Source organism: Rhodoferax sp. UBA5149, from assembly GCF_002413825.1.
GTDB lineage: Bacteria > Pseudomonadota > Gammaproteobacteria > Burkholderiales > Burkholderiaceae_C > Rhodoferax.
Genome location: NZ_DHXT01000141.1, coordinates 1 through 26,877 on the forward strand (window position 1 = coordinate 1; position 26,877 = coordinate 26,877).

General features: G+C 61.4%; 25 protein-coding genes, 1 other RNA gene and 3 pseudogenes. 13 read left to right on the plus strand and 16 right to left on the minus strand.

Features of this window, described 5'->3' with window-relative positions:
• The first annotated feature begins 460 nt into the window (after positions 1-460).
• From B3V69_RS12065 to B3V69_RS12080, 4 genes are all read left to right on the plus strand, one after another.
• Positions 461-736 (plus strand): metal-dependent hydrolase, encoded by a 276-nt coding sequence (locus tag B3V69_RS12065; RefSeq protein ID WP_296446860.1) that lies wholly within the window; start codon positions 461-463, stop codon positions 734-736.
• 245 nt (positions 737-981) lie between these two features.
• Positions 982-1,557: a hypothetical protein gene (locus B3V69_RS12070; RefSeq protein ID WP_296446861.1), complete on the plus strand. Its 576-nt coding sequence runs from the start codon at positions 982-984 to the stop codon at positions 1,555-1,557.
• Positions 1,558-1,601: 44 nt separating this feature from the next.
• Entirely contained in the window at positions 1,602-3,035 is a 1,434-nt protein-coding gene (locus B3V69_RS12075) for an aldehyde dehydrogenase family protein (RefSeq protein ID WP_296446863.1), read from the plus strand.
• Positions 3,036-3,096: 61 nt separating this feature from the next.
• On the plus strand, positions 3,097-3,666 hold the full coding sequence (locus B3V69_RS12080; protein WP_296446865.1) for a hypothetical protein: 570 nt from the start codon (positions 3,097-3,099) through the stop codon (positions 3,664-3,666).
• A gap of 37 nt (positions 3,667-3,703) precedes the next feature.
• Here B3V69_RS12080 and B3V69_RS12085 read toward each other — a convergent pair whose 3' ends face one another.
• On the minus strand, positions 3,704-4,528 hold the full coding sequence (locus B3V69_RS12085; RefSeq protein ID WP_296446907.1) for an HDOD domain-containing protein: 825 nt from the start codon (positions 4,526-4,528) through the stop codon (positions 3,704-3,706).
• 302 nt (positions 4,529-4,830) lie between these two features.
• Between B3V69_RS12085 and B3V69_RS12090 the strand changes: the two are divergent.
• The 4 genes and pseudogenes from B3V69_RS12090 to glp form a co-directional block, all read left to right on the plus strand.
• A pseudogene (locus B3V69_RS12090) lies at positions 4,831-4,905 on the plus strand (short chain dehydrogenase); the annotation flags it as partial.
• 27 nt (positions 4,906-4,932) lie between these two features.
• Entirely contained in the window at positions 4,933-6,117 is a 1,185-nt protein-coding gene (gene moaA / locus B3V69_RS12095; RefSeq protein WP_296446866.1) for a GTP 3',8-cyclase MoaA, read from the plus strand.
• Between the two features lies 1 nt (position 6,118).
• Positions 6,119-6,748 (plus strand): molybdenum cofactor guanylyltransferase MobA, encoded by a 630-nt coding sequence (mobA, locus tag B3V69_RS12100; RefSeq protein ID WP_296446868.1) that lies wholly within the window; start codon positions 6,119-6,121, stop codon positions 6,746-6,748.
• A gap of 2 nt (positions 6,749-6,750) precedes the next feature.
• A complete protein-coding gene (glp, locus tag B3V69_RS12105; RefSeq protein WP_296446871.1) occupies positions 6,751-8,142 on the plus strand; it encodes a gephyrin-like molybdotransferase Glp in 1,392 nt (463 codons plus the stop codon).
• 16 nt (positions 8,143-8,158) lie between these two features.
• Here the strand turns inward: glp and B3V69_RS12110 are convergent, their stop codons facing one another.
• From B3V69_RS12110 to B3V69_RS12125, 4 genes are all read right to left on the minus strand, one after another.
• Positions 8,159-11,347, minus strand: coding sequence for an efflux RND transporter permease subunit (locus B3V69_RS12110; RefSeq protein ID WP_296446872.1), 3,189 nt, complete (start codon positions 11,345-11,347; stop codon positions 8,159-8,161).
• Positions 11,347-12,603 (minus strand): efflux RND transporter periplasmic adaptor subunit, encoded by a 1,257-nt coding sequence (locus B3V69_RS12115; protein WP_296446874.1) that lies wholly within the window; start codon positions 12,601-12,603, stop codon positions 11,347-11,349. The genes B3V69_RS12110 and B3V69_RS12115 overlap by 1 nt, the downstream gene beginning before the upstream one ends.
• A gap of 170 nt (positions 12,604-12,773) precedes the next feature.
• Entirely contained in the window at positions 12,774-13,223 is a 450-nt protein-coding gene (gene rnhA / locus B3V69_RS12120; RefSeq protein ID WP_296446876.1) for a ribonuclease HI, read from the minus strand.
• On the minus strand, positions 13,224-14,012 hold the full coding sequence (locus B3V69_RS12125; protein WP_296446878.1) for a class I SAM-dependent methyltransferase: 789 nt from the start codon (positions 14,010-14,012) through the stop codon (positions 13,224-13,226).
• Here B3V69_RS12125 and gloB point away from each other — a divergent pair.
• A complete protein-coding gene (gene gloB, locus B3V69_RS12130; RefSeq protein ID WP_296446880.1) occupies positions 14,011-14,781 on the plus strand; it encodes a hydroxyacylglutathione hydrolase in 771 nt (256 codons plus the stop codon). The two genes, B3V69_RS12125 and gloB, sit on opposite strands and share 2 nt — an antisense overlap.
• Positions 14,778-16,292: a transglycosylase SLT domain-containing protein gene (locus B3V69_RS12135; protein ID WP_296446882.1), complete on the plus strand. Its 1,515-nt coding sequence runs from the start codon at positions 14,778-14,780 to the stop codon at positions 16,290-16,292. The genes gloB and B3V69_RS12135 overlap by 4 nt, the downstream gene beginning before the upstream one ends.
• Positions 16,293-16,367: 75 nt before the next feature.
• Here B3V69_RS12135 and B3V69_RS12140 read toward each other — a convergent pair whose 3' ends face one another.
• From B3V69_RS12140 to B3V69_RS12175, 8 genes are all read right to left on the minus strand, one after another.
• The gene (locus B3V69_RS12140) at positions 16,368-17,216 is read right to left on the minus strand and encodes an ABC transporter permease (protein WP_296446885.1); all 849 of its coding nucleotides are present in this window, start codon (positions 17,214-17,216) and stop codon (positions 16,368-16,370) included.
• 2 nt (positions 17,217-17,218) lie between these two features.
• Positions 17,219-18,046, minus strand: coding sequence for an ABC transporter ATP-binding protein (locus tag B3V69_RS12145; protein WP_296446887.1), 828 nt, complete (start codon positions 18,044-18,046; stop codon positions 17,219-17,221).
• 7 nt (positions 18,047-18,053) lie between these two features.
• Positions 18,054-19,100: an ABC transporter substrate-binding protein gene (locus B3V69_RS12150; protein WP_296446889.1), complete on the minus strand. Its 1,047-nt coding sequence runs from the start codon at positions 19,098-19,100 to the stop codon at positions 18,054-18,056.
• A 149-nt stretch (positions 19,101-19,249) separates the two neighbouring features.
• The gene (locus B3V69_RS12155; RefSeq protein WP_296446891.1) at positions 19,250-19,663 is read right to left on the minus strand and encodes an MAPEG family protein; all 414 of its coding nucleotides are present in this window, start codon (positions 19,661-19,663) and stop codon (positions 19,250-19,252) included.
• Between the two features lie 33 nt (positions 19,664-19,696).
• Positions 19,697-20,287 (minus strand): recombination mediator RecR, encoded by a 591-nt coding sequence (recR, locus tag B3V69_RS12160; RefSeq protein ID WP_296446893.1) that lies wholly within the window; start codon positions 20,285-20,287, stop codon positions 19,697-19,699.
• A gap of 149 nt (positions 20,288-20,436) precedes the next feature.
• The gene (locus tag B3V69_RS12165) at positions 20,437-20,769 is read right to left on the minus strand and encodes a YbaB/EbfC family nucleoid-associated protein (RefSeq protein WP_296446895.1); all 333 of its coding nucleotides are present in this window, start codon (positions 20,767-20,769) and stop codon (positions 20,437-20,439) included.
• A gap of 64 nt (positions 20,770-20,833) precedes the next feature.
• On the minus strand, positions 20,834-22,816 hold the full coding sequence (gene dnaX / locus B3V69_RS12170) for a DNA polymerase III subunit gamma/tau (protein ID WP_296446898.1): 1,983 nt from the start codon (positions 22,814-22,816) through the stop codon (positions 20,834-20,836).
• Between the two features lie 9 nt (positions 22,817-22,825).
• Positions 22,826-24,223 (minus strand): tetratricopeptide repeat protein, encoded by a 1,398-nt coding sequence (locus B3V69_RS12175; RefSeq protein ID WP_296446900.1) that lies wholly within the window; start codon positions 24,221-24,223, stop codon positions 22,826-22,828.
• Positions 24,224-24,300: 77 nt separating this feature from the next.
• Between B3V69_RS12175 and ffs the strand changes: the two genes are divergently transcribed.
• Positions 24,301-24,397: signal recognition particle sRNA small type (gene ffs / locus B3V69_RS12180), an RNA gene on the plus strand.
• A gap of 85 nt (positions 24,398-24,482) precedes the next feature.
• On the opposite strand, the gene B3V69_RS12185 is transcribed toward ffs, so the two are convergent.
• Both B3V69_RS12185 and B3V69_RS12190 read right to left on the minus strand, forming a co-directional pair.
• Positions 24,483-25,253: an ABC transporter permease gene (locus B3V69_RS12185; protein ID WP_296446902.1), complete on the minus strand. Its 771-nt coding sequence runs from the start codon at positions 25,251-25,253 to the stop codon at positions 24,483-24,485.
• 3 nt (positions 25,254-25,256) lie between these two features.
• A complete protein-coding gene (locus tag B3V69_RS12190; RefSeq protein ID WP_296446904.1) occupies positions 25,257-26,069 on the minus strand; it encodes an ATP-binding cassette domain-containing protein in 813 nt (270 codons plus the stop codon).
• 105 nt (positions 26,070-26,174) lie between these two features.
• On the opposite strand from B3V69_RS12190, the pseudogene B3V69_RS20890 reads away from it, so the two are divergent.
• A pseudogene (locus B3V69_RS20890) lies at positions 26,175-26,484 on the plus strand (transposase); the annotation flags it as partial.
• Here the strand turns inward: B3V69_RS20890 and B3V69_RS12200 are convergent.
• Positions 26,480-26,605 (minus strand): annotated as a pseudogene (locus tag B3V69_RS12200) (IS110 family transposase); the annotation flags it as partial. The pseudogenes B3V69_RS20890 and B3V69_RS12200 overlap by 5 nt on opposite strands.
• A gap of 142 nt (positions 26,606-26,747) precedes the next feature.
• Between B3V69_RS12200 and B3V69_RS12205 the strand changes: the two are divergent.
• On the plus strand, positions 26,748-26,877 hold a 130-nt coding region (locus B3V69_RS12205), incomplete at its 3' end, for a histidine phosphatase family protein (protein WP_296446909.1).

Genomic DNA, 26,877 nt, shown 5'->3' on the forward strand with positions numbered 1-26,877 from the left:
ACTAGCGTCTGGCTCGATGCGTCTGCTGCTATTGAAGGAGCGAAATCATGAAACGACGACTCTGTACGAAATGGGCTCATATACACATCTCCAAAATAGAAAGCCCACGATCTGGCGAAGCCACGACTTGGAGCATGAAGCTGGCACCGAATTCATCGGATCTCGGCGCTAGCTTCCGCAGGAGCGAGCAGGCCTGCGCATTTGGTCAAGTGTGCAGTCCACCAGTCATTGCCCTCTTTGCACGGGTTTGCGAAGCCACCGTGTGAATAGAAATGAACTTTCATGGAGAACTTTAGTGTTCTCTGTCCCGGAAATATGTAGGCATGCTTCGGTGCTCCGTGTAGGACAAATGAAGCAAACCGAGATGAAGAATTTGGACCGCATCTTCTTTTTCGAGCCTCCTCTAGTGTTCACTTGACTTGTGAGTAATAAGTGACGGGAAACGCGCGTTGCGAGTCAAATGTCCTCAAATAACGGTGTATTCGATCTCTTGCGCCAGACGATGAACAATCTGCATCGCGATGGCACGCTATGGCAGTGGCGCACCTGGAAGAGTGCCGCCAGCTTCCTGTTCGGCCGACAGGGAATGATCCGCCTGACTTACAAGCCGTGGCGGGCCTATAAACGACCCGACTTTCATCCGAACCAGCTGGCCAACGAGTTGTCCCGCAACTGGTTGCAAAACCACGCCGAAACTTATTTGATCGTCGGAGCCACCGCACTGGTCGTCGGCTAAGGTCGGGTGCCGCGCGGCGCGGGCCGAGACAGAACTCAAGCGCCCGGTTGCAGGCAAACTTGCCAAAGTGTCGGGCAAGGCAGGCGCAGGGGCAGCCCCGGCGGAACAGCGCACCTTGAAATAGAAAAACCATGATGAATGTCAATGGGCGCAAGCTACCGGCCGGTAGCATCCACCAAGGTAATATGGGGACAATGAAAGCACTCAATCGCTTTATTGGATTACTCAACAGGACAGGTGAAACATTGAACCAACGCAAGCTCTTCCATGGCGGATGCCTGTTGTCACTGGTGCTGATGATGAGTGGCTGCTCGTCCATGCTGCCCCACGCGCGCAACGAGTCATCCCCGTTTCAGACCTTTGATGAAGCGAGCAACGCGATCGACTCGTTGATTCCCATGAAAAGCGATGTCGCAACCCTGGCCAAGCTGGGGATCGATCCGGTGAAACAGCCCAATACGCTGATCCTGACGCACGCCGACATCGTGCGGCGGTTTGTGCCAAGCGCCCTGCTGCAACGGGAAGACCTTGATCCGGGCGTGTTGGCCTGCCTGAGCGCACGCGAGGCCTGTCGTGGCTGGGAGATTACCGGCGCGCGCATATTGAAAGCGCGAACCGGCAATTTTTTCACGGACTTCACCAACTTCTCACGCCGTTCAGAGACCACCGGCTGGCGTTTCAACGCCTTGATTCTGCTGGTGAATGATGTCGTGGTTTACCGCTCATGGGGCGGTCAGCCCAGCGTCAACGAGATAGAGGTCACCACCAACCCCTTGGGCCCGCTGCAAGACATAGGCCCGGCCGTCATCACCAACCGGTAGACGGACTTGAACGAGGCCCCTGTTTTTGAAAGAAAATACGGCCCATGCAATTCAATTACATCGCCAATGCCGCACTGCCGTCATCGTCCGGTCGAACCATTGCCATGCTGGACCCCTCGGATGGGCAGCCTTATGATGAAATCCAGCGCAGCAACGCGTCAGACATTGATCTTGCGGTACGCGCGGCACGCCAGGGTCTGGAGGCGGTTTGGCGCAAGCTCGGTGCCGCCGAGCGGGGTCGCCTGCTCATGCGGCTGTCGCTCAAAATTACCGAACACGTCGACGAGCTGACCGCGATCGAACAGCGCGACTGCGGCAAACCCACCCGGCAGGCGCGCGCCGATGCCGTCGCCCTGGCGCGCTACTTCGAGTTTTACGCCGGCGCCTGTGACAAGTTGCATGGCGAGACCATTCCCTATCTGGATGGCTACAGCGTGTTGACCTGGCGCGAACCGCATGGCGTCACGGGTCACATCATCCCGTGGAACTACCCGATGCAAATTTTTGGCCGCAGTGTGGGCGGTGCCTTGGCCGCCGGCAATGTGTGTGTCGTCAAACCAGCGGAGGATGCCTGCCTGTCGCTCCTGCGCGTGGCGCAACTGGCCGTCGAAGTGGGCTTTCCCGCTGGCACCATCAACATCGTGACCGGCTACGGTCATGAAGTGGGCGACGCCTTGGCACGCCACCCGGGCATTGACCACATCAGCTTCACGGGCAGCCCTGCAGTCGGCACCCTCGTCAGCCAGGTTGCGGCACAACGACACTGCCCGGTCACGCTGGAACTCGGAGGGAAAAGCCCGCAAATCGTCTTTGCCGATGCCGATCTCGATGCGGCCATTCCCGCGATCATCAACGGCATTGTGCAAAACGCCGGACAAACCTGTTCAGCGGGTTCGCGCCTGCTGGTGGATCAGGCCATTTACGAGCCCTTGCTGGCGCGTTTGGGACACGAATTTGAAAAACTGCGCGTCGGCCCGGCAGCACTGGACCTTGACCTGGGCCCCTTGATCCGCCAGAGCCAGCAACAGCGTGTCTGGGATTTCCTGAGCGACGCCCATGTGGCGCATATTGCGATGGTGGCCCAGGGCAAGGTCGTCGATGAAGCGCCGCAGACCGGCTTCTACCAGGCCCCGACCTTGCTGCGGGACGTACCGGTCACGCACCGTCTGGCACAGGAAGAGGTGTTTGGCCCGGTCCTCGTTGCCATGTCGTTTCGCGACGAAGACCACGCCGTGGAGCTGGCGAATGCCACGCCATTCGGTCTGGTGGCCGGCGTCTGGACGGCTGATGGTGCACGGCAATTCCGCATGGCCAGGCGCGTGCGTTGCGGCCAGGTTTTCATCAACAACTTCGGCGCCGGTGGCGGCGTGGAGCTGCCTTTTGGCGGCGTCAAATCCAGTGGCTACGGTCGCGAAAAGGGGGTTGAAGCACTTTATGGCTTTACCACGCTCAAGACGGTGGCGATCAGGCACGGGTAAACATTGCCGGATCGGGCAACTTTTGATAAGCAGTCATCTGCAAACCTGGGAGAGAAAAAATATGTTCGATTTTCTGAAAAGCAAACGCAAAAAAACTGAGCCTCCGCCCAGCGTGGCTCCGGTCTCGGTCACGCCCACCGGTGCGCAGCAGCACAACAACGTTCGCCGCGAGCTGATCCGGGTGGTCTTGAAAGACACCCTGCGGCTGCACGGCATTCCCTTGGACTGGATCGCTTGTGAGGTCATCAGCATCACACGGCCGCCGAGCGAAGAAGAGCTGCACATCCAGCTCGTCGTCATGAAATGGAACGAGCAGCTGTTGCGCTACGCCTCTGCCTTGCAGCATCAATTGCTGCTCGGGCTGGATCGATTTGACCCAACGGTTGACCATTCCAAGTACGTTGTTTCGTGGCGTTTTTCACCCGACTGTGGCTGTCCTTTTCCGCACCTGCCAGAGCCGAAATTCTGGCGTAAGAGTGCCCTGCCGCAAGCCGATGAAGAGCCGGTTTCGATCCTGGACCGGCGCCACAGCCGACGCCCGCCGAAGCTGCCCAAACTCAAACCGCCACCGTCAGCCCCCCAGAACGAGCCGCCCGGCTATGCGCCCACCCAGTCCGCCCCGCTGCGTTGAGCACGGAGCTCATGCTTTGGATAAAAAAAATAACACCTCAAATCAGGACTGCGACCTCTGCTTTGGAGGTCCAGTCAATCGGCTCCTGCTGGAGCGCCATGTCAATGTCGATGCCCAATGCAAGCGCGACGACATCGGGAAAATTGACGGTCAAATCCTGCTCGTCATAGTTGGCTTCCTTGGCGCGGGCCCGCCATGCCGCCAAATGAAGAACACCGGCCATTGGCTCGTAAACATTGTTTTCAAAGGGCGAGCATTGATGCTCAAGCGCATCCACAATGGGCTGTGGGAACTGCCAGTTTCGTGCAAAGCCGGCGCCCACATCGGCATAGCAATAGCCCAGCAGCTTTCGCTCGGCAGCCGCGCGTTTCAGCCCGAGCGGCGGAACCTGCTGGTTCAGGGCAGCGAGTTCGGTTGGCAGCCCCAGGTGCATGACCAGTTCGCCAGTGGCGTGGATCAAACCGGCCGTGAAGGCCGCCGACTGATTTTGCCGAACCATGCCACCCAGCATGCGCGACAATTTGGCCACGTTCATGCTGTAGCCCCAAAACTGATGCATATCGATGCCGGGAATGGTCTTGAACGCACCCACCACGGCCGCTGCCGTGGCCAGAGATCGAACCTGGTCCAGGCCCATCAAGGCAAGGGCCTCTGACACACTGCTGATCTTGCTGGAAAACTGAAATTGCGCCGAGTTGGCCAAGCGCAGCAAGCGCGTCGCCAGAACCGGATCGGTATTGATCAGCTGGCTTATTTTTCTGAGATCGGGTTCCGCACGATCAAGTTCGTTGAGCAGCAGTGCAATGATTTTCGGGATGCTGGGCAGCACCCCGTCGCAAGCAAGCAATTCTTTGAGTGTCATCATTGACGGCTCCAGTCGTTCGAATTGGTAAGTGAGCGCCATTATCCGCCAGACCCGTACGCGGAAAACGTGCCAAAATCCGATCTGAAGCACGGCATGGACTCGCCTCCAAAACACAGGGTCCATACGCGCGTCGGGCAAGCCAATTCTTCACACCAGCCTCCAGACACCTGACCATGCGCGTTAAAGACAAATCCATCATCGTGACCGGCTCTGGCGGGGGCATTGGTGAGGGCATTGCCAATCGCCCGGCACTCGAAGTGACCGAGGACGAATTTGACAAGTGCTATGCCGTCAACGTTTTGTACCTGGCCAGCGACGAAGCGGCCTTTATCAGCGGCGTGTGCCCCGAGGTTGACGGTGCGCGCTGTGTCTAAACTTCACGCCTTGCGCGTTTCACATCCATGACTGAACGCCACACACCCCGCGTCGTACCCCTGGTTGACCAGCGCTCGGCGTCGCTGCTCACCCCGGCTGCGGCCTTCTCATCGCGTACCCGCATGGCAGCCACCGGCTTGCTGACAGACACGCGGGGGCGCCCCTTGCGCGACTTGCGCATCAGCGTGACGGACCGCTGCAACTTTCGTTGCAACTACTGCATGCCGAAAGAAATCTTTGACAAGGACTACAGCTACCTGCCACACAGCGACCTGCTGTCGTTCGAGGAAATCACCCGGATTGCGAAGGTGTTTGTAGCCCACGGCGTGCAAAAAATCCGCCTCACTGGCGGTGAACCGCTGCTGCGCAAAAACATCGAGCTGCTGATTGAACAGTTGTCCGCCCTGCGTACGCTGGAAGGTCGTCCGCTGGACCTGACGCTCACCACCAACGGCTCACTGCTGGCGCGCAAGGCCCGAGCCCTCAAGGCGGCCGGCCTGCAGCGCGTGACCGTCAGCCTGGACGGGCTGGACGATGCCGTGTTTCGCAGCATGAATGATGTGGACTTTCCCGTGGCCGATGTGCTGGCGGGGATTGAAGCGGCGCGCGAGGTCGGTCTGGGTCACAGCACCGCAGGCGCCGCCGGGGGGTTGAAGATCAACATGGTGGTCAAGCGCGGCACCAATGAGCACGAAATTCTGCCCATGGCGCGACGTTTCAGGGGCAGCGGCATTGTGCTGCGCTTTATCGAGTACATGGACGTGGGCGCCACCAATGGCTGGCGCATGAACGAGGTGCTGCCCTCCGCCGAGGTGGTCAAACTGATCCATGCCGAGTTGCCCCTGGTGCAGCTGGAACCATCCAACCCGGGCGAGACCGCCGAACGCTGGGGCTATGCAAACGCTGCCGGTCAGCATGACAAGGCGATGGGTGAAATCGGCGTCATCAGCAGTGTGACGCAGGCCTTCTGCGGGGACTGCAACCGGGCCCGTCTGTCGACCGAAGGCAAGCTTTACCTGTGCCTGTTTGCCTCCCAGGGCTACGACTTGCGCTCACTGATCCGCGCTGACGCATCAGACGCTGACCTGGCGTCAGCCATCGGCCATATCTGGCAGGGCCGCACCGACCGCTACTCCGAGCTGCGAAGCGCCCTGGCACCCGACGTGGGCGGCGGCGTACGCCGCGTCGAAATGAGCTACATCGGGGGCTGACTTGATCAACCCGGACGACATCACCGGCCTGATTCTGGCCGGCGGACGCGGCTCCCGCATGGGCGGGGTGGACAAAGGCCTGCAGACCTTCAACGGCATGCCGCTGGCCCTGCACACCCTGACCCGCCTGCAGATGGGCGGCGGGGTGGATCACATCATGATCAACGCCAACCGCAATCTGGCGGCGTATGAATCTTTTGGTGCGTCCGTCTGGCCCGATGCCCTGGCTGACTACGCCGGTCCGCTGGCGGGTTTCCTGACCGGCATGGAGCACTGCGAAACACCTTTTCTGGTCACTGTGCCCTGCGACACGCCCCTGTTGCCGCTCGACTTGGTGCCACGGCTGGCCCACGCGCTGGCGACGCAGGATGCCGACATCGCCATGGCCGCAGCCCCTGAAGTGGACAAAAACGGGCTCGTGCAAATCCGCCCACAGCCCGTTTTTTGCCTGCTGCGCGTGGACTTGCTGGAGAGCCTGGTGAAGTTCACCCAGGACGGTGGCCGCAAGATTGACGCCTGGACCGCCCTGCACAAAACAGTGCTCGTGCCGTTTGATTTGCCCGGTGACGATCCAAGGGCGTTTTGCAACACCAATACGCTGGCCGAGCTGCGGCAGCTGGAAAACACCTGAGCATGAAAACCATTGACAGCATCGCGCAAGAACTGGAGGGCTATGACCCGCAGGCCTTGAGTGCGACGACGGTGAACGCATTTTTGTCGCGCCTGGTGGAGCCCGTCACGGCGCATGAAACGGTGGGTATTTTTCAAGCCCTGGGCCGCGTCTTGTCGCAGGATGTGGTCTCGCCGATCAGCGTGCCGCCGCACGACAACTCGGCCATGGATGGCTATGCGTTTGATGGATCCCAACTGGCGGCCCATGCGCCTCTAACCCTGAAGGTCATGGGCACCGCGTTGGCCGGAAAAGCCTGGGGCGGCTTGGTTGGGCCGGGCCAGTGCCTGAAGATCATGACCGGGGCCATCCTGCCCACCGGGCTGGATACGGTGGTGCCGCAGGAATTTGTTGCCGTTCGGGCTGAGCTCGTCGAAGCCGGCACAGACCCTTCGACAGGCTCAGGGAGAACGGAGTTCATCACGATTCCTCCCAACATTCTGCAAGCCGGTGACAACCGCCGAAAACTGGGTGAGGACCTCCTGCAAGGCCACCCCGCGCTACAAAAAGGTGAGCTGCTCACGCCCGCCGCTCTTGGGCTATTGGCCAGTTTGGGCATTAAACAGGTATCGGTGTGGCGTCGCCTCCGGGTCGCCTACTTCTCGACCGGCGACGAGATTCTGAGCCTGGGCGAGGCGCCGCGCGCGGGTGCCGTGTTCGACAGCAACCGCTACACCGTGTTTGGCCTGCTGACGCGCCTGGGTTGCGAAGTCATCGACCTGGGCGTGGTGCGCGATGAGCCCGCTCTTTTGGAGGCGGCATTCCTGCGCGCGGCGGCTGCGGCCGACGCCATCATCACCAGTGGCGGCGTCAGCGTGGGCGAAGCCGACTACACCAAGGCGATGATGAAAAAACTGGGCGACGTCGCCTTCTGGAAGATCGCCATGCGGCCCGGCCGACCGATGGCGGTGGGGCGCATTCTTAAAGATAAATCGGGCTCTAGCCCTCGTGGAATAAGCGTAAACAGCTATAACAACAATAGCAACCCAGCGTCATCGACGGCGGCCGTGCTATTTGGCTTGCCCGGCAACCCGGTGGCCGTCATGGTGACCTTTCTCGCCTTTGTGCGCCCCGCCCTGTTGCAAATGATGGGCAGCACGGCGAAGGCGCCGCCGTTGCTCAAGGCGCGCAGCCTGGAGCCGCTGCGCAAGAAACCGGGACGTACCGAATACCAGCGTGGCACCGTCAGCACCGCCGCGGACGGCTCGCTGCACGTCAAAACCACTGGCAACCAGGGCTCGGGCGTGCTGAGTTCGATGGTGCAGGCCAATGGCCTGATCGTGCTGCATCACACGCAAGGCGATGTGGCCGTGGGCGACGAAGTCGATGTGATGATGTTTGACGGCGTCATTTGAAGGATCGCTGCGCGATTTATTTGACCGCGTAATGTGGCGCTGCATCGGCGTGGCCCAGCGGGCCTTCGGGCGGCGCCTCGGGCGCCTCTTGCTCGACCGTCTTGATGGCACCGGGCACTGATCGACGGGCAAACAAGGTGTACATGGTGGGCACCACGAAAATAGTGAGCACGGTGCCCAACGACATGCCACCCACGATCACCCAGCCAATTTGCATGCGGCTCTCCGCCCCGGCGCCATGCGCAAAGGCCAGCGGGATGGCGCCCAGCACCATGGCGCCGGTGGTCATGAGAATCGGGCGCAGGCGCTGTGCCGCGGCCTTGACCAGGGCTTGCGTCATCTCCATGCCCTGCTCGCGCAGCTGGTTGGTGAACTCCACGATCAGAATGCCGTGCTTGGTGATCAGCCCCACCAGCGTGATGAGACCGATCTGCGAGTACACATTGAGCGAGCCGCCCGACCACTTGAGCGCCAGCAGCGCGCCGATCATCGACAAGGGCACCGACAGCATGATCACCAGCGGATCAATGAAACTCTCAAACTGGGCCGCCAGCACCAGGAAGATAAACAGCAAGGAGAGGCCAAACACGATCAGCAGCGAGCCTTGTGAATTTTTGAATTCACGCGAGGTGCCATTGAGGTCGGTGCTGTAGCCCGGCTTGAGAACCTTGGTCGCCGTGCTGTCCAGAAAATCAAGCGCCTGCCCCAAGGAGTAGTCGCGTGCCAGGTTGGCGGTGATGGAGACCGAGCGGCGCTGGCTGAAGTGGTTGAGCTCGCGCGGCGCCACCGATTCACGCACTTTCACCAGCGAGGCCAGCGGGATCATGGTGTCATTGCGGCCCCGCACAAAAATCTTTTCCACATCGTCCGGCGTCGCACGGCCGCTGTCAGCCGTCTGCACCACCACGTCAAACTGATCGCCGTCGCGTTTGTAACGCGTCACCTGCCGTCCCCCCAGCATGGTTTCAACGGCACGCGCCACCACGTCGACACTGACGCCCAGATCGGCCGCTTTGTCGCGATCGACATCAATTTTCAGCTCCGGCTTGTTCAGGCGCAAATCAATATCGGCACTGACGATGCCGGGGTTTTTGGCAATTTCATCCATGAATTGGCGCGTCGCCGCGGCCAGATTCTGGTAGCTGTCCGAGGTGACGATCACGAAATTGACCGGCCGCTCGCGAAACGCCTGCCCCAAGGATGGGGGTGTGATCGGGAAGGCGGTCACGCCGGGCAAGGCCGCCAGCTTGGGCTGCAGCTCGCGCGCCACATCGAGAATCGAGCGCTTGCGTTGGTCCCAGTCGACCGCCCGAAAAAACACATTGGCCTGCGACACCGTCGGATTGCCGGAGGACACAAAAATGCGGTCAAACTCCTTGTAGGGCTGACCGATGCGCTCAATCGCATCCACGTAACGATTGGTATAGGCGAGTGTGGCACCGTCCGGCGCCGTGACCACCGCCAGCACTTGCCCGCGGTCTTCCAGCGGCGACAGTTCACGCTTCATGGTGGGCAACACCAGGGCAATGGACACCGCGCACACCAGCATGACGCCAATGACGATCCAGCGTGCGTTGAAAAAGAAACGCTTGAGCGCGTGGCCCCTACCCTGCCTCACGCGCTGCCGGTCATAGCCGGTCGTGACCAGCCAGGTCAAGGCGGTTTGGTAAGTGGCCGTGACCGCGTTCAGAATGCGTTCCATACCCCGGTCAAACCAACTGGGCTTGGGATTGTGTCTGAGCAGCAGCGAGCACATCATGGGCGACAGGGTCAGCGCGATGAAGCCCGACACCAGCACGGCGCCCGCCAGCGCGAGCGCAAACTCGATAAAGAGATGGCCGGTGCGCCCGGGTGTGAAGGCCAGCGGCGCATAGACCGCCGCCAGCGTCAGCGTCATCGCCACCACGGCAAAACCGACTTCGCGCACCCCTTTGATGGAGGCCGAGAACGGGTCCATCCCTTCTTCGATGTGCCGGAAAATATTCTCCAGCACCACGATCGCGTCATCCACCACCAGACCGATGGCCAGCACCAGCGCCAGCAGCGTCAGCGTGTTGATGGTGAAACCGGCCAGCGCCATCAACGCGAACGTGCCAATCAAGGCCACCGGAATCGTGACGATGGGAATGATCGAAGCCCGCAAGGTGCGCAAAAAAACAAAAATCACCAGGGCCACCAGCAGTACCGATTCGATGATGGTCTGGAACACACTTTGGATGGATTTCTCGATGAACACCGAGTTGTCGTTGGCGATGTCAATCGTGATGCTGGGCGGCAGGTCGGCCCGCAGCTTGGGGATCATGGCCCGCACACCTTTGCTCAATTCCAGCGGATTGGCGGTCGCCTGGCGGATCACACCCGCCCCAACCGCGACTCGACCATTGAGGCGGACACCGCTGCGCACGTCCGCCGCAGCTTCTTCGACGCGTCCGATATCGCGGATACGCACCGGAAAACCATTGGCGTTTTTGATGATGATGTCAGAGAACTGGGTGGGGCTTGAGAGATCGGTCTGCGAGGTCACGCTGAACTCGCGCTGGGTGGACTCAATGCGACCGGCCGGCACTTCCAGATTGCTGCGCCGGATGGCGTCCTCCACATCCTGGGTCGTGAGTTTGTAGGCGGCCAGTTTGTCAGGGTCCAGCCAGACGCGCATCGCGTATTTACGTTCTCCGAAAATGCGCACATCGGCGGCACCGGTCACCGTTTGCAGGCGGGGCTTGACGATACGGTTCACCAGATCGTTGATCTGCAGCCCGCTCAGGGTATCGCTCGAAAAAGCCAGCCAGATCACCGGAAAAGCATCCGCCTCGACCTTGGCGATCACCGGTTCCTCCACCGCCTGCGGCAGGCGGTTGCGCACGCGAGAGGTGCGATCGCGCACCTCGGCGGCGGCGGTGTCAGCGTCTTTTTCCAGACGGAAGCGCACCGAGATCTGGGTCTGTTCCGCGCGGCTGATCGACGTGATGACATCCACCGCATCAATGCCGGCAATCGAGTCTTCCAGTGGCTTGGTGACCTGGGACTCCATCACCTCGGCCGACGCCCCGGCGTACTTGACACTGACCGTGACCACCGGCTCATCAATCTTCGGGTACTCGCGCACCGCCAGCTTGCTCAGGCTGACCGCACCGACCAACAGCACAAGCAGCGACAGCACGGTGGCAAACACCGGTCGGCGAATCGAGATTTCCGCCAGCTGCATCAGAATCTCCGCTCAAGGCAGGGATTCGGTCCCTGAAGGGTTTTCGCGACCACTTCTTTCGCGCCGACGGCGACGGCCCCCACCGTGGAGGGCAATGACGCGGGCACCGACACCGATGCGGCCGGTGCAACGGCGGGGCGGGGAAGGTCCATCACCTTCACCTCGGTGCCGTCACGCTGTATGCGTTGCTGGCCCGCGGTGACCACCGTGTCGCCCTCGTCCAGACCTTCCAGAATTTCCACCTGGCCGGGCCGACGGATGCCGAACTTGACTTCCACCCTTTGCGACACCTGGGTCCCGGCCGTCGTCCCCGGCTTGAGCCGGATCACATAAGTCTGTCCACCCTGCGGCACGATGGCTTCTTCAGGAATGACTTTGGCTTTGTCGCGCTCGCCAAAAACAGCCGTCACACGGGCAAACATGCCGGGTCGCAACAGCAATCGGCGATTGTCAATGCAACCCCGGACCCCGACTGAGCGGCCATTGGCATCAATCAAGGGATCCACCGCCTGAATGACGGCCACGAACTTGAGTCCAGGCAAGGCGTCCAGTTGAATGGCGGCAGTCTGACCTTTGCGGACCTTGCTCTGGAAACGCTCGGGCAACCGAAAATCAACAAACACGGCATCGATGTCCTCAATGTTCACAATGTCGGCGCCGTCTTTCAGATAGTCGCCCACATTCACCGTGCGGATCCCCACAATACCGTCAAACGGCGCCACAATTTTCAGGCGTGCCGCCGTCGCTTGCGACAAGGCCAGCTTGGCCTGCGCCACTTCCAGATTGGCGGCGCTCTCGTCGACCGATCGCTGACTGATGAAATTCTGCGCCACCAGATCTTTATTGCGGTTGTGGTTGGCCACGGCGATGGACAGTTCCGCCTTACTTTGCTGAACTTGCGCCAAGGGCAGCTGGTCATCCAGTTGCACCAGCAATTGGCCTTTGCGAACCCGGTCGCCATCGCGAAAATTGAGTTGCGTGACGCGTCCGCTGACCTCGGGACGCAGCATGACGCCCTGGCGCGAGCGCAGGCTCCCCACCGCCTGGGTGTCATCGGTCAGCCTCATGACCGTCACTTGGGCAACATCGACGGCCGGTGGCTTGGCGGACGCCGCCGCGCTTGGCGGCCCATTGGCGGCACGGTCAGCCACCGCGCTGACGGCGGAATGGGATTTGTTCTGGTACCACCAGGCCGCCCCCGAGGCGCCCACGATGCCCATCACGGCCAGCATCGGATAAATTATTTTCTTTGCCATGAACGCGATTTTTTAAGCGATTGGGTCGGGGACGCCCGATAAGGAAATCGGAACGGTGAAATCAATTTGCCAATGTAGCAGTACAAGCGTGAATCGGCCTGCGTAATGTCCCTTACAGAACAGGGCCTGGACGCAACTTTGCAAACTCTTTACAACAGCGACAGTCGGGCTCAGCGCTGCCGCAAAGCTTGCTCGACACCCCTGTTGGCCAGCATGTCGGCATGCTCGTTGCCAGGGTCGCCGTTGTGACCTCTGACCCAGCGCCAGTCAATCTTGTGGCCCGAAGTGCTGACCAGCGTGTCCAGGCGCTGCCAGAGGTCGACATTTTTCACCGGCTGTTTGGCGGCGGTTTTCCAGCCCCTGGTTTTCCAGCCGGCCAGCCACTCCGTCATGCCCTTGAGCACATACTGGCTGTCGACGTGCAAGGTCACATGGCAGGGGCGCTTCAAGGCCGACAGCGCCTCAATCACCGCCATCATTTCCATGCGGTTGTTGGTGGTGCCCAGTTCACCGCCAAACAACTCTTTTTGCGTCCCCTCCGATTTGAGCAGCGCACCCCAACCACCTGGCCCCGGATTGCCTTTGCAGGCGCCATCGGTGTAAATTTCTATCGCGTTCAATCAAAACTCCAAATTATTTTTATCATTTAAGGCCTCAGCCCTTGTCAATATGACGCTGTTTGCTACAGAAACAGGCGCAGTTGCCAGCACGCGAGGGGTATTCCAGGTCGGGTTCAGCAGCGTCATGCCGCGAACCCGCTTGACCGCCACCAAAAAGTACACGGCACCCAGAATCGGCCACCAGCGTTCTCCGGCCCGGTCCATCCACTCAAAGCGCTGCAGCCACTTGTCGATCGACAAGGCCGGCCTGTAGCAGCCAAAACGCCCGATCTCCACCTCAAAACCCAACAGGCGAAGCCAGTCACGCAAACGCCAGTAGCCGATGAACTCCCCCGCCTCAGGCAAAAACATGTGGCCAAAACCGAGCCGATGGTACAGGTGCGCCCGGCGCTGGCGCAAACCCCACAGGGAGGCGGGGTTCAGGCCACAAATCACGACCCGGCCCTCCGGCACCAGCACCCGCTCAACCTCCCGCAGGGTCGTATGAGGGTCGGACGTCAGCTCCAGCGAATGGGGCAGCACCACCAGGTCCAGACTGCTGGCCGGAAACGGCAGCGCCGAAAAATCGGTCACGATGGCGGCGCCTGGCGTCGGGCTATGGGTGGCCAGCCAACGGTGCTGCATGCGGTTGGCGGCGAGGGCGTCAAGGCCGGGCAAACCGAGCTGCAAGGCATGAAATCCAAAAATGTCAGCCACGGCCAGATCCAGCTGGGCACGCTCCCACGCCAGCAGATAACGCCCGGGCGGCGTTGCAAACCAGTCATGCAAACCTATAATTTGATCGCTCATGAAGTTAATTCCACTACCTGCCTTCGCTGATAACTACATCTGGATGTTGCACGACGGACGTCAGGCCTTGGTGGTTGACCCCGGTGATGCACAACCCGTGCTCGAGGCCCTGCAGCACTTAAGCGTTCAACTGGAAGCCATTCTAGTCACGCACCATCACCCCGACCACACCGGCGGGGTGGCTGCTTTGCGCCAGGCCACGGGTGCCAAGGTGTATGGCCCGGCGCGCGAAACCATGCCCGAGCCGCTGACCCGGCTGCGTGGTGGCGACCAGTTGCAGTCGCTCGGATTGACCTTCAAGGTGATCGATGTCCCCGGCCACACCGCCGGCCACATCGCCTACTACTGCGCGGCCATGGATGACGCGCCGCTTCTGTTTTGCGGCGACACGCTGTTCAGCGGCGGCTGCGGCCGCCTGTTTGAAGGCAGCCCGGCCCAGATGCTGGCCTCACTGGACACGCTGGCCGCCCTGCCAGACGCCACCCGCGTTTGCTGCACACATGAGTACACTCTGAGCAACCTGAAATTCGCCGCTGTGGTCGATCCCGGCAACCAGGCGCTGGCCCGCTACACCGCCACGGCCCAGGCGCGGCGCGCACAGCAGCAGCCCACCTTGCCCTCCACGATGCTGCTGGAGCGTCAGATCAACCCTTTTTTGCGCACGCGCCAGGCAGCCCTGATCCAGGCAGCGCAAGGCTTTGACGCAGCAGCCAGCGATGAGACCCGTGTCTTTGCCGCCCTTCGCCAGTGGAAAAACGAGTTCAAATGAAATTCCTCAACTTTGTGTGTCTGGCTGGCCTGCTCTGGCTGACAGGCTGTGCCAGCACCGGCGTGAGCACGTCCGCAGATCCGGGTGCCAGTTACAGTCCTACCGCGGCGCCAGCGGCCGCTGCCATCGGTACCCACAAACGCATCTTCCCCGGTGGCGCCCTGCAGCCCATCACCGCGATGCAAGCCTCTTCGCTAGGCGTTGCCCAACTAACCCCGCCCGCCGATTTGTGGGAGCGCGTGCGTCGTGGTTATGGCATGGCCGAGCTCGACAGTGAGCTGGTGCATGACCGCGAGCAGTGGTACAGCACCCGGCCCGACTACATTCTGCGCATGACGGAGCGCTCCCGCAAATACCTTTTCTACATTGTTGAGGAACTGGAACGGCGCAACATGCCGACCGAGCTGGCGCTGTTGCCCTTTGTTGAGAGTGCCTTCAACCCACAGGCGGTGTCGAGCGCCAAGGCCGCCGGCATGTGGCAATTCATGCCCGCCACGGGTAAAACTTTTGAGCTGAAACAGAACGCGTTCCGCGATGACCGGCGTGACGTGCTGGCGTCCACCCGCGCGGCCCTGGACTATCTGCAAAAACTTCACGGCATGTTTGGCGACTGGGAACTGGCGCTGGCCGCCTACAACTGGGGTGAGGGCAGCGTCGGTCGCGCCATTGCCAAAAACAAGCGTGCCGGCCTGGGCCTCAGCTACGCCGACCTCAACTTGCCCATGGAAACCCGTTTTTACGTGCCCAAGCTGCTGGCCTTGAAAAACATCGTGAATAACCCGGAGGCCTTCAACTCCAGCCTGCCCCTCATTGAAAACCACCCCTACTTCCAGACGGTGGACATCAAACGCGATATCGACGTGGCGCTGGCCGCCAAACTGGCCGAAGTACCGCTGGACGACTTCAAGGCGCTTAATCCCTCCGCCAGCCGCCCCGTCATCCTGGCGGCCGGTACGCCCCAAATATTGCTGCCCTGGGATAACGCCGCCATCTTTCAAAGCAACCTGGAAGCCTTCAGCGGTGGCCGCCTGGCCAGCTGGACGGTCTGGCTCGCGCCCACGACCATGAAACCGGCCGATGCCGCCAAACGGGTGGGCATGAGTGAAGCGGAACTGCGTAGCGTCAACAACATCCCACCCCGGGTCGTTATCAAGGCCGGCTCCAGCCTGCTGGTGACGCGCTCGACCCAGCTCGACACCGATGTGACCCTGCACCTGGCCGACAACGGCCAGCTCTCCCTGGCACCCGACGCCATATTGAAACGCACCGTGCTCAAGGCCGGCAAAAAGGACTCCGTGGCGAGCCTGGCCAAGCGCTACCGGGTCAGCCCCGCCAGCGTCGCCGAGTGGAACACGGTCAGCGCGTCCGCCGCCTTCAAAGCCGGACAGCAGATCGTGCTGTTTCTGCCAGTACAGGCCAGGACTTTGGTTCACAGCAAGGGCAAGGGCCAAACCAGCAAGCAGTTGGCCCGACGCCGAGTGGGCCAATCGACCCGACTTGCCAAACGCTAGTATTTAAAAAGATTTGCAGCCCCCGTGGGGCCTTGCCAAACAGCTATCAAAAGTGAAGCAGTTGCCCGCTCGGGCTTACCGTTTTTCAGCTTCGCCCTGACGCGGCTGCCACTTCATCAGGCGCCGCTCCAGCCACCCCACGACACCATCGAGCACCAGGGCACAAGCTGTCAGCACCACGATGCCGGCAAACACGGTGTTGACGTCAAAAGTGCCCTCAGCCTGCAAAATCAGGTAGCCCACGCCGCGTGCCGAGCCCAGGTACTCGCCCACCACGGCGCCGACAAAGGCCAGCCCGACCGAGGTGTGCAAACTGGAAAACACCCAGGCCGTGGCGCTGGGCAGGTACACGGTGCGCAGCAACTGACGCTGGTTGGCCCCCAGCATGCGGGCGTTCGCCAGCACCACCGGACTGACCTCCTTGACGCCCTGGTAGACATTGAAGAACACGATGAAAAACACCAGCGTCACGGCGAGCGCCACCTTACTCCAGATACCCAGGCCGAACCACAAGGCAAAGATCGGCGCCAGAATCACGCGCGGCATCGAATTGGCGGCCTTGATATAGGGCTCCAGAATCGCACTGGCCAGCGGCGCCAGCGCCAGCCACAGGCCGCACCCCAGGCCCAGCGCGGTGCCGATGCCAAACGCCAGCACCGTCTCCAGCAAGGTCACGCCCAGATGCCCATAGATGTCGGCACGGCCCGCCAAGCCGTCCGGAAAAAACGCGCTGGCAGCCAGACCAAAGGGCATGAACCAAGACCAGATACGCCCCAGCACCTGCACCGGCTCACCGAGGAAAAAAGCCATCTGCGGATCACGCGAGGCCGCATGCCACGCCAGCACCATCAGCCCCAACACGCTGACCTGCCAGACCCGCAGATTGGTCTCAGTGGGCTTGAGAAAACTCAGGAGGCGCGCCATGTTCAGGCCGCTTTCTTGAGCTGCTGGGCATAACCCTTGAGCACCTCGTCGCGCAGCACACCCCATATTTGCGTGTGCAATTCGATAAAACGCGGCTCGGTACGCACCTCGGCCACCTGGCGCGGACGCGGCAAATCAATCGTGAACTCGCCCATGGGGTGCGTCGCCGGACCGGCCGACAAGACCACCACGCGGTCGCTCAAAGCGATGGCCTCGTCCAGATCGTGCGTGATGAACAGCACCGCCTTCTTTTTGGCGGCCCACAACGCCAGCACCTCGTCTTCCATCAGCTGGCGAGTCTGGATATCGAGCGCGCTGAAGGGCTCATCCATCAGGATGATGTCGGGGTCCAGCGCCAGCACCTGGGCCAGCGCGGTGCGCTTGCGCATGCCGCCGGAGAGCTGGTGCGGGTAGCGGTCGCCAAACTCGCCCAGGCCCACCCGCTGCAGCCACGCTTGCGCCAGCGCCCGGGCCGACTCCTCTGGCACACCGCGGTACTGCAAACCCAGCATGACGTTGTCCAGCGCGCTGCGCCACGGCATCAGCGCGTCGGACTGGAACATGTAACCAGCGCAGGTGTTGATACCGGCCAGCGGCTGGCCAAACACCCGCACCTCACCACTGGAGGGCGCCAGCAGGCCGGCGCCAATGTTGAGCAAGGTGGACTTGCCGCAGCCGGTCGGCCCAACGACCGACACAAATTCGCCCGACTTGATGCGCAAGGTGGTGTCCGCCAGGGCCGTGTAGCGCGACGCTGCCGCATCTCGCGCCTTGAAGACGCAGGAAATGCCGAGGAATTCGAGCGCGTAATCAGCAGCGAGAGCGGCCATGAGCGCTTCAGGCTTTGAAGCGCTCTTTGGCCTTCTTGGCAAACTCGTTGGTATAGGTTTTGGCGAGCTCGATTTTGTCCGGCTTGATCGCCGGACTGAAACTGGCCAGCACCTTGACGGCGGTGCGCGGACCCTCATCGGCGATCATGCCGTCGGGAGAAATGGCCTCGCGCCCCTTGTTGAACGCCGCCAGGTACAAGGCCCGGTCCCCCAGCAGGTAGGGTTCGGGCACGGTTTTGATGATGTCGCTGGGGCCGGCCGTCTGCAGCCACTTCAGGCTGTGCACCATGGCATTCGCCAGGGCTTGCACGGTGTTGGGGTTTTTCTGCACAAACTCCAGGGGCGCATACAGGCAACCGGCTGGCATCGGGCCACCAAAGACGTCCACCGCACCTTTGAGCGTGCGGGTGTCGGCAATGATGCGGATCTCGCCTTTTTGCTCCAGCATGGTCATGATCGGGTCGATATTGCTCATGGCGTCAATCTGGCCGGAGCGAAAGGCGGTCAAGGCGCCGGCCGCCGTGCCAACGCCGATAAAGCTCACATCACCGGCCTTCAGCCCGGCACGCGACAGGATCAGGTTGGCCACCATATTGGTGGACGAGCCTGGTGCCGAAATACCGATTTTTTTGCCCTTGAGATCGGCCGCCGTTTTGAAATGGGGCATGGTCTTGGGCGATATCCCCATGGCGATGCCCGGCGCGCGGCCCTGCAGCACAAAGGCCTGGAATTTTTGTCCCTTGGACTGCAGGTTGATGGTGTGCTCATAGGCCCCCGAAACCACATCCGCCGAGCCACCGACGACCGCCTGCAAGGCGCGCGAGCCGCCTGCGAAATCGCTGATTTCAACTTCCAGTCCTTCGGCCTTGAAATAGCCGAGCTGCTCGGCGATGGTCAGTGGCAGGTAATAAAAGGCCGCTTTGCCACCGACGGCGATGGAAATTTTGGTTTTCTCCAGCCGCGGCTCGGCCCACAGTGCGGGCGCGGCGACGGACGCTGCCGACAAGACCGCGACAGACGAAAAGCGGCGTCGATTGAATTGGATGTTATTCATGGTGAATTTTCTGCATTTGACTTGTCCCCAGCTTAACCAGCCCTACCGAAGCCGGCATCGGGAACATCCCGCAGGGGTTTGTACTTAGGGTAAACGTCAAAGAACAAACTTTCATGCGTCGGGAGGCGGAGCACCCCGAAGCATGAAAGTTAGCGGTAGCCAATGAAGAGAATGCCGATATTCACGGCCAGGGCCAGGGTCCAGACGATGGAGCGCGCCGTGGACAGACCCGCGATGTACATCATGATGTACATCATTCGCAAAACAAGGTAGACAAAGGCCAGCACGTCCAGACGGACCTGATAAGCCCCCAACTGGTGGGCGATGATGACGGCCCCGATAAAAAACGGCAGGGCCTCGAAACTGTTGGCCTGTGCCGCATTGGCGCGCGCGCGCCAATCGGTTTGTCGGGCCAGCCAGGCACGCGGATTGCCGTTGTCATAACCGCCCTCGCGTAGCGGCTTGTTAAACAGGCCCGACTTGGCAATGCCCGCACAGACAATGGGAAGCAGCGCTGCAATCAGGACGCACCAGTAGGCAATGGTAAAGCGGAGAATTGTCATGGAAATTTTGTGTTGAATGGACGTGAAATCATCTCAGCGCCGGTCCACCAGCGCGTGCGCGATGGTGCCCAGGTCCACATACTCCAGCTCGCTGCCGACCGGCACGCCGCGCGCCAGACGGGTCAGGCGCAGACCCCGGGGCTTCAGACCCTCACTGATCACATGGGCGGTGGCCTCGCCTTCGGCCGTGAAGTTGGTGGCCAGAATCACTTCCTGCACGATGCCGTCACAGGCACGGTCAAACAGCTTTTTGAGGCCGATGTCTTTGGGGCCGATGCCGTCCAGCGGACTGAGCTTGCCCATCAGCACAAAGTAAAGACCCTTGTACGCGCCGGTGCGCTCCACCGCTGACTGGTCGGCCGGGGTCTCCACCACGCACAGCTTGGAGGCGTCGCGCCGTGGGTCGAGACAGGTGGCGCAAACATCGGCCTGCGTGAAGGTGTGGCAACGCTCGCAATGGCGCACCGACTCGGCAGCGCTTTGCAGGGCACGCGACAACTCCATCGCGCCCGGCCGGTCATGCTGCAGCAGGTGAAACGCCATGCGCGAAGCCGATTTCACCCCCACCCCCGGCAAGCGGCGCAGCGCCTGGATCAAGACGTCGAGCGAGTTGGTGTTAGACATGAAAACCGATGAAGAGCAAAAAAAGTATCGAGGCGTAGCGAGCGCGCGTCAGGCTAGGCGCGGGTGGCGGGAAACCGGAATGGACTCCCTGTCCATGAGGATTGCCCGACGGGACCCGCAACGACGCATCACGCTCGCGCAGTAGCCTTTTAGAAAGGGAACTTCATGCCGCCGGGCAGGCCGGGCATGCCGGCGGTGAGCTTGCCCATTTTCTCGGACGAGGTTTCCTCGGCTTTGCGCACGGCCGCATTGAACGCCGCCGCCACCAGGTCTTCCAGCATGTCTTTGTCCTCACTCAGCAAGCTGGGGTCGATGGTGACGCGGCGCACGTCGTGCTTGCAGGTCATCGTGACCTTGACCAGACCAGCACCCGACTCAGCGGTGACTTCAACATGACCCAGCTCGTCCTGGGCCTTTTTCATGTTGTCCTGCATCGCCTGGGCCTGCTTCATGAGGCCGGCGAGTTGTCCTTTGTTGAACATGGGTATTCCTTGGTTGAGGTTTGAAATTGAATGAATTGAAAGGGGTTTGACCCGGCGGGCAGAATCAGCCCGGCTTGATGCTGCCGGGCACAATTTTCGCCCCAAAATCACGCATCATGGTTTGCACAAACGGATTGTCAAAAATGATTTTCTCGGCCGCCAGCTGCCGTTCGGCCGCGGCCGTGGCGTTGCGCCGGGCCGGGCTGTCGGTGACCCGGCCAATTTCCACCGCCAGACGCACGCCGTGACCGGCGGCCTGCAGCGCAGCCGCCAGACGGTCGCGGCTGCCCGGCTGGTTGAGCGACTCGCGCTCCACCCGCAAAATCCACTGGTCGGTATCGCGCGCCACCAGCTGCGACTGCAGGGCCAGCTCGCGCACCAGGGCGGCAATCGCGTCCGCCACGATCAGCTGTTGCACCGTGAAGTGCCAAAACTCGCCCTCCTCGGTGGGAATCAACACCACCGCTGCCGATTGGCCGGCCACCGCCTCGGCGCGTGAGTCCGCCTGCACTCGCACCGGAATTGCTACTATTTTTGTAGCGTCTTGCGTATATTTAACGGGGGCTAGCGCCTTGTTTTCTTCATAAGGTCGGGCCTGGGCGGCGGCCACCGGCGTGCTCACAACGTGCAACTGCTGGCCGGGGGGGGGCATTGGCGACTGAATCGGTTCTGCTTCAATTTTTGTAGCAGCCTGCGCAGGTTCCACGGGGGCTGGCGCCACATTTGGTTCATCCTCCCAAGGCGGAACCCGCGACGGACGGGGCGACGGCACCGACTGCCCAACCGTCGTGGGCAAGTTCACCGGCGTTGGCGCTGGCCGAACTGGAGCGGCAACGGCAACTGGAGCCGGTCGCGGCGCCGGTACCGGCGCGCCAAGAGCCCGCGGCGCCTCCGTCAACGCATTATTCAGAGTTTTTTTTTCAGCCCGCACTGACTGACCTGCCTGAGGCTTGAAAGCCAGCAATCGCAGCAGCACCATGGTCAGCGCTGCGTATTCGTCCGGGGCCAGACCCAGCTCGCCGCGCCCGTGCAGGCACATGCTGTAGAGCAGCTGGGTTTCGTCGGCCGGCATCAGTGCGGCCAATCGAGCCAGGTCAGCCGCTTCCGGGTCAGTCTCATCCGCCGCGGCGGCGCTGGGCACCGCCTGCAGCACCGCCATGCGCTGCAGCACCGAACTCATTTCTTCCAGCGTGGAGGCGGCGCTCAAGCCATTCAGGCGCAAGACCTCGGAGGTTTCAACCACGGTTTTGCCATCGCCATGGGCCAGCGCTTCGAGCAGGCGAAACACATAGGAACGGTCGACACTGCCCAGCATCTGGCGCACCGTGGCCTCGGTCAGATGGCCGGCGCCGAAAGCAATCGCCTGGTCGGTGAGACTCAGGGCATCGCGCATGGAACCACGCGCGGCCCGGGCCAGCAGGCGCAGCGACTGCAGATCGGCGTCCACATTCTCGGTTTGCAAGACCTTTTGCAGGTGCTCGCGAATGGTCTCGGGCGCCATCGGGCGCAGGTTGAACTGCAGACAGCGCGACAGCACGGTGACCGGCACTTTTTGCGGATCGGTCGTGGCCAGCACAAATTTCAGGTACTCGGGCGGCTCTTCCAGCGTCTTCAACATGGCGTTGAACGCTGTGTTGGTGAGCATGTGCACCTCGTCAATCATGAAGACCTTGAAGCGCCCCTGAACCGGCTTGTAAACCGCTTGCTCCAAGAGCGCCTGCACCTCGTCCACGCCGCGGTTGGAGGCGGCGTCGAGTTCGGTGTAATCGACAAAACGGCCGGAATCGATGTCGGTACAGGCCTGACAGACGCCGCACGGCGTGGCGGTGATGCCGCCCTGTCCGTCCGGCCCCTGGCAATTGAGCGATTTGGCCAGAATGCGCGACACCGTGGTCTTGCCGACACCGCGCGTGCCCGTGAAGAGATACGCATGGTGCAGCCGCTGCGTGGTAAGCGCGTTGCTGAGCGCCTGCACCACGTGGTCCTGCCCCACCATTTCAGTGAAATTGCGGGGGCGGTACTTGCGGGCGAGCACGAGATAAGACATGCGGGGATTCTAAGGTGTGGGGCCTGGCCCTATTTTCTGCAAGAACGCCTCCAGCGCGGCCTTGACCTGGGCCACCACACTCGTCCAGTCGCCCGCTGCCGATTGGCGAAACAGGCGCAGCACGCCCGGGTACCACGGCGAGTCGGTGCGCCCTTCCAGCCAGCGCCAATCGGTCTTGTAGTCCGGCAGCAGCACCCAGCACGGTTTGCCCATGGCGCCCGCGAGGTGCGCGATGGCGGTGTCCACGCAAATCACCAGGTCCAGGCTCGCCACAATTGCCGCGGTGTCGGCAAAATCGTCGATCTGCGAACCCAAATGCAGCAGCGGCAAGCCCTCTGGCGGATGCATGGCCTGCTCTTCGCCCGCCCCTTTTTGCAGGCTGATGAAATGCACGCCGCCCACTTGCCCCAACGGCAGCAGCAGCGCCAGGCTTGAGAGCGAACGATCGGCATCGTTCTCGAACCGGGGATTGCCCTTCCACACCAGGCCGACCCGCAGGCCCTGCGCGGGAAGATGTGCCCGCCACCGTGCCACGCGCTCGGCTTCGGCATGCAAATAGGGAATCGGCGCGGGGATGGAGTCCAGCCGCGTCTGGCAGTAGAGGGGGATGCTCATCAAAGGCGTCCAACAGTCCCAAGCCGCTTTGGGCACAGGTTCGTCAAAGGCCATCACCTGGTCCACCCCATCCAGCGTGGCGAACAAGGTCTTGAGAGCCGGATGACACAAAAAAGTGATGCGCGCCGCCCCCTGGCGCTTGAGCACGGCGGCGTAACGGCCAAACTGGATCATGTCACCGTGGCCCGCCTCATAGCCGATCAGCAGCGACTTTCCCGTCAGCGGCTCCCCCTGCCAGCGTGGGCACTCCAGATGCGCCTGCAACGCGCCGTACCAGTCACGCGCCTCCAGGCACGGCCAGCCCTCCTCATACCGACCCTGCCGCAGCAGAACATAGGCCAGATTGAAGCGGGCCTTGGCATAGCTGGCATCCAGCGCCATGGCCTGACGGCAGCAGACCTCGGCCTCAGCGTCCCGCTTCTGGCCTGCGTAGAGGCCGCCAAGGTTGGACCAGCCCACCGGCGACTCCGGTGCCAGCAGGATGGCCCGCGTATAGGCGGCCTCGGCTTCTTCCAGGCGCTTATGGCTGGCCAGCAGCGAGCCGAAATTCAGGTGGACTTGGGAGATATCCGGATTGAGGGCCATGGCGCGCACATAGCAGGCTTCGGCCGCGGTAGCCGCGCCCCGCTCATCCAGCAAAAACCCCAGGTTGGCATGGAGTTCGGCGAGATCCGGCGCCAGCTGCAAGGCAGCACGAAAACAGGCCTCGGCGCGGGCAGCATCGCCCTCGGCCAGATGGCGGTTGCCCTCGAAAAACAGGGTCTCGGCAGAAGGGGGGTCCGGCTCGGTCATGGCGCTAGATTACGGCATCCAGGCCCACGCTCGCGGCCGCCAGCGAAAAAGCGCGCAATGCATTTACAATATCGGCTGACGGGCCTTCCCGCATGGTGAAGCGGCCAACCGGGTCAGATGGGGAACCAAGCAGCCCTAACTGTGGAGCCAGTGCCGGGGTCAAGGCTCGTCAACCTATCACTTTGAAACGCCGTATTCAGGCGATTTCATCCCAGCTCGCTGACCGCGACGCCGGTAGCAGCACACATCGACCTCACCCTCACCGCACCAAGCCCGGATAGAGCCTGGACGCAATAGCCAGCAGCAAAAGAAAAACAGCCGTCATCACGCCAAAACTGGTGGCCTGCGAATACATGCCGTGGCCGCCGACGATCATCGAGTCCCGCAGGGCATCCACCAGATAGGTCAAGGGATTCAGAACAGCAATCGCTTTTAGCCAACCCGGCATCAGATCAATCGGGTAAATGGCGTTCGATGCAAAAAACAAGGGCATGGTCAAGACTTGGCCGATGCCCATGAAACGCTCCCGGGTCTTGACCACGCAGGCGATCACCAGAGAGAAGGTGGCAAAAATGCACGAGCCCAGAAACACGGCCAGCGCCACGCTGACCATGGCCCAAAAATCCCATCGAATCCCCACGTTCAGCCCCAGGGCGACCCCATAAACCACGACCGCCTGAACCAGACCGCGCAAGCCGGCCGCGACCGCCTTGCCCAGAACCAGCGCGGTGCGGGGCGCCGGGGTCACCAGCAGCTTGTGCACGATGCCCAGATCGCGCTCCCAGATGATGGCAATGCCGTAGAAGATGGCACTGAACAGGATGCTTTGCGCCAGAATGCCCGGCGCCATGAAATCAAGGTAGCTGAGATTGCCGGTCGGTATGCCACGCACCTTGCTGAAGACCTGACCAAACACCGCCAACCAGAGCACCGGCTGCACGGCACGTGACAGCAGTTCGGTCGGGTCACGCATCAGCTTGCGGATTTCGGCCTGCGCTACTGCCGTCGTTGAATAAACAAAATTTTTCATGATTTACCCCAGTCGTTGGGCGGTTCCGCGGGTCTCCCGAATCTCGCGGTAGTGACCGCCCTGCTCGATCACCACGCCGCTGTGCGCCACGAAGACGTCACTCAGGGTTGCGTCGGGCCCGACCTGTCGCTTGAGATCGGCGGGCCGGCCCACCACCGCCAGGCGGCCCTGGTGAAGAATCGCCAGCTGATCGCACAGGTAATCGGCCTCCTCCATGTCATGGGTGGTGAGGAGAATCGTCATGCCGGTGGCGGCTTTGAGTTCCAGCAGACGCTCCCAGACCGTGCGCCGGGCGACCGGGTCCAGTCCGATGGTGGGTTCGTCAAGAAACAGCACTTCGGGTCGATGCAAGGTGGCTTGCGCGATTTCCAGGCGCCGGATCATGCCGCCGGAGAAGGTCTTGACGAGGTGAGTCGCCACCGACTCCAGGCCAGAAAAAATCAAGGCCTCACGAATCCGGGCGGCGCGCTCTGCGCCGCGCAAGCCATACAGGCTGGCCGAGAGAATAAGATTTTCAGTGGCGGTGAGCGCACCATCTGCCGACAGCATTTGCGGCACGTAGCCGATGCGTCGGCGTACTTCAATCGGTTGCCTCGCGACATCGAATCCCGCGACGGTGGCTGAACCAGACGTAGCCTCCAGCAAGGTGGTCAGGATCTTGATGGCGGTGCTTTTGCCAGCTCCGTTGGGGCCCAGCAGGCCGAAGATGCATTGATGCGGAATCTGCAAATCGAGCTGATCAAGCGCGCAATACACACCAAAGTTCTTGGTGAGCGCCCGCGTTTCGATGGCGTAGGCCGGTTTGGTGTTGTCCATGACCCTCTCTTCTATTGAAGCGTTTGGGGGATTGTTTCACACCGCGCGCGACGAGCCTGTCAGAAATTTTGTGTGTGAGGCATACCGTTCCCCCAAAGGAGTTTCATGCCCCGCAAGATCAACAAGCCCGCTATCAGCGGCAAATCGGCACAGCCGCAAATTTCAGCCAAGCTACTTGAAGTAGCTAATCCCTGGCCCTGTCACCAAGGAGGAGTTTGAAGACATTTTTCAGAACTTCAAGAAAGCGTTTATCGAACGCGCCGTGAACGCGGAGATGAGCCATCACTTGGGCTACGGTGCAAACCAGCCCAAACCCGAGGATGCCACCAACCACCGAAACGGCAGCAGCGCCAAGACCGTGATCACCGACACAGGTGCACTGCACATTGATGTTCCCCGTGAACGAGAAGGCACCAGACCATGAATTTGTCACGTGGCAAGGGGCGATTGGTTACCACTTTGCCAGTCGCATCGATGCCGTGAACCTGAATGACTGCCTTTGCCAAATCGGCGCCAACTCGTGTAATCTCTGTCATGGGGCTTCTCCTTCAATAAAGGTTTCAGATTGAATTCAACAACCCAATCTTGGCACTTGATGCCGTCGCCTGGAAGTGGGAAGTCCCTTCGTATTCACAGCGGACGGCCTGCGTCAGCCGCTGAACTCGAACGGTAAACCGCATGGGCGCCGCTCATATCTGTGTCGCCCGCCACGGCGAAACCGATTGGAACAGGAGTGGCATTTTGCAAGGCTGGTTCGACGTGCCGATCAACGAGCAAGGGCGCCGTCAGGCGCGCCAGCTGGCGGCAA

Bases quoted from the DNA above. Each gene is read 5' to 3' on its own strand.
- B3V69_RS12065 (WP_296446860.1), top strand. From the start codon at position 461: ATGTCCTCAAATAACGGTGTATTCGATCTCTTGCGCCAGACGATGAAC.
- B3V69_RS12075 (WP_296446863.1), top strand. From the start codon at position 1,602: ATGCAATTCAATTACATCGCCAATGCCGCACTGCCGTCATCGTCCGGT.
- B3V69_RS12080 (WP_296446865.1), top strand. From the start codon at position 3,097: ATGTTCGATTTTCTGAAAAGCAAACGCAAAAAAACTGAGCCTCCGCCC.
- B3V69_RS12085 (WP_296446907.1), bottom strand. From the start codon at position 4,528: ATGACACTCAAAGAATTGCTTGCTTGCGACGGGGTGCTGCCCAGCATC.
- moaA (WP_296446866.1), top strand. From the start codon at position 4,933: ATGACTGAACGCCACACACCCCGCGTCGTACCCCTGGTTGACCAGCGC.
- glp (WP_296446871.1), top strand. From the start codon at position 6,751: ATGAAAACCATTGACAGCATCGCGCAAGAACTGGAGGGCTATGACCCG.
- B3V69_RS12110 (WP_296446872.1), bottom strand. From the start codon at position 11,347: ATGCAGCTGGCGGAAATCTCGATTCGCCGACCGGTGTTTGCCACCGTG.
- B3V69_RS12115 (WP_296446874.1), bottom strand. From the start codon at position 12,603: ATGGCAAAGAAAATAATTTATCCGATGCTGGCCGTGATGGGCATCGTG.
- gloB (WP_296446880.1), top strand. From the start codon at position 14,011: ATGAAGTTAATTCCACTACCTGCCTTCGCTGATAACTACATCTGGATG.
- B3V69_RS12125 (WP_296446878.1), bottom strand. From the start codon at position 14,012: ATGAGCGATCAAATTATAGGTTTGCATGACTGGTTTGCAACGCCGCCC.
- B3V69_RS12135 (WP_296446882.1), top strand. From the start codon at position 14,778: ATGAAATTCCTCAACTTTGTGTGTCTGGCTGGCCTGCTCTGGCTGACA.
- B3V69_RS12140 (WP_296446885.1), bottom strand. From the start codon at position 17,216: ATGGCGCGCCTCCTGAGTTTTCTCAAGCCCACTGAGACCAATCTGCGG.
- B3V69_RS12145 (WP_296446887.1), bottom strand. From the start codon at position 18,046: ATGGCCGCTCTCGCTGCTGATTACGCGCTCGAATTCCTCGGCATTTCC.
- B3V69_RS12150 (WP_296446889.1), bottom strand. From the start codon at position 19,100: ATGAATAACATCCAATTCAATCGACGCCGCTTTTCGTCTGTCGCGGTC.
- B3V69_RS12155 (WP_296446891.1), bottom strand. From the start codon at position 19,663: ATGACAATTCTCCGCTTTACCATTGCCTACTGGTGCGTCCTGATTGCA.
- recR (WP_296446893.1), bottom strand. From the start codon at position 20,287: ATGTCTAACACCAACTCGCTCGACGTCTTGATCCAGGCGCTGCGCCGC.
- B3V69_RS12165 (WP_296446895.1), bottom strand. From the start codon at position 20,769: ATGTTCAACAAAGGACAACTCGCCGGCCTCATGAAGCAGGCCCAGGCG.
- dnaX (WP_296446898.1), bottom strand. From the start codon at position 22,816: ATGTCTTATCTCGTGCTCGCCCGCAAGTACCGCCCCCGCAATTTCACT.
- B3V69_RS12175 (WP_296446900.1), bottom strand. From the start codon at position 24,223: ATGACCGAGCCGGACCCCCCTTCTGCCGAGACCCTGTTTTTCGAGGGC.
- B3V69_RS12185 (WP_296446902.1), bottom strand. From the start codon at position 25,253: ATGAAAAATTTTGTTTATTCAACGACGGCAGTAGCGCAGGCCGAAATC.
- B3V69_RS12190 (WP_296446904.1), bottom strand. From the start codon at position 26,069: ATGGACAACACCAAACCGGCCTACGCCATCGAAACGCGGGCGCTCACC.